The sequence below is a fragment of the Dactylosporangium sp. NPDC048998 genome (assembly GCF_043197855.1).
Classification (GTDB): Bacteria; Actinomycetota; Actinomycetes; order Mycobacteriales; family Micromonosporaceae; genus Dactylosporangium.
This window is the reverse complement of the sequence record NZ_JBICTV010000011.1, coordinates 231360-232834: the sequence shown is the minus strand read 5'-3', so window position 1 is coordinate 232834 and position 1475 is coordinate 231360. Positions and strand designations below refer to the sequence as shown.

Annotated in this window: 1 protein-coding gene and 1 rRNA gene; both read left to right on the top strand. The window is 74.4% G+C overall.

The window, feature by feature from the left end; genetic code table 11:
* Positions 1 to 86, top strand: a 5S ribosomal RNA gene (rrf, locus tag ACGFI8_RS25805); the annotation flags it as partial.
* A 405-nt stretch (positions 87 to 491) separates the two neighbouring features.
* The coding region (locus ACGFI8_RS25800) for a hypothetical protein (protein ID WP_392808657.1) at positions 492 to 1475 on the top strand (984 nt) is incomplete at its 3' end.

Sequence of the window (1475 nt, the reverse complement as noted above, 5' to 3'; positions counted from 1 at the left end):
GTCCCATTCCGAACCCGGAAGCTAAGCCCTCCAGCGCCGATGGTACTGCACCCGAGAGAGTGTGGGAGAGTAGGACGCCGCCGGACAATCTTTCGATCGAGGGCCGCCCAGCTGGGCGGCCCTCGACTCGTTTCACCGGGTCGAGCGCAGGTGGCGCACCCCGGTCGGGAAGGATGAAGTCGTGAACGCAATGCCACACGACGGCAAGGGCCAGGACGGCAACGGCAGCGACGGCCCGCGGCGGCCGCGCGGGGACTCCGGGCCGGCCCGCGGTCGCGACGCCCGCGGTCGCGACGCCCGCGGCCGCGATGATCGGGGTCGTGACGATCGGCCCAGGGGTGGTTTCCGCGACGGGGGCGCTCCGCGGGGTGATTCGCGGGGTGACCGGCCGGAGCGTGGGGAGCGCGGCGGGGCCGGCGGCTATCGGGGTGGTTCCTCGGGTGGTCCACGCGACCGCGAGGGTGGTTTCCGAGAGCGCAGTGGTGGTTTCCGTGACCGCGATGGCGGCCACCGTGACCGCGATGGTGGTTTCCGCGACCGGGACGGTGGCCAGCGCGATCGCGACGGCGGCTACCGGGGCCGCGAGGGTGGTTACCGCGACAACCGGGACCGCGATGGTGGGCCTCGCGGGGACCGGCCGTCCGGGTACCGGGACCGCGATGGTGGTTTCCGTGGTGAGCGGCCGTCCGGCGGTGGGTTCCGCGACCGTGACGGTGGGCCGCGTGGTGAGCGGCCGTCGTCGGGGTTCCGCGAGCGTGATGGTGGCTTCCGTGATCGGGACCGGGGTGGGTTCCGTGATCGTGATGGTGGGCCTCGTGGTGAGCGGCCGTCCGGGCACCGGGATCGTGACGGCGGGTTCCGTGGGGATCGGCCGTCGGGCTTCCGTGATCGTGATGGCGCCCCGCGTGGGGATCGGCCGTCCGGCGGTGGGTTCCGCGACCGTGACGGTGGGCCGCGCGGGGATCGGCCGTCCGGCGGTGGGTTCCGTGATCGTGATGGCGCGCCGCGTGGGGATCGGCCGTCAGGCTTCCGTGATCGTGATGGCGCCCCGCGTGGGGATCGGCCGTCCGGCGGTGGGTTCCGCGACCGTGACGGTGGGCCGCGTGGGGATCGGCCGTCGGGCTTCCGCGACCGCGATGGCGCGCCCCGTGGGGATCGGCCGTCGGGCTACCGGGATCGCGAGGGTGGCTTCCGCGATCGGGACGGCGGGTTCCGCGGCCGGGACCGCGATGGTGGCTTCCGGGACCGCGATGGTGGGCCTCGTGGTGAGCGGCCGTCCGGGCACCGGGATCGTGACGGCGGGTTCCGTGGGGATCGGCCGTCGGGCTTCCGTGATCGTGATGGCGCCCCGCGTGGGGATCGGCCGTCCGGCGGTGGGTTCCGCGACCGTGACGGTGGGCCGCGCGGGGATCGGCCGTCCGGCGGTGGGTTCCGTGATCGTGATGGCGCGCCGCGTGGGGATCGGCCGTCGGGCT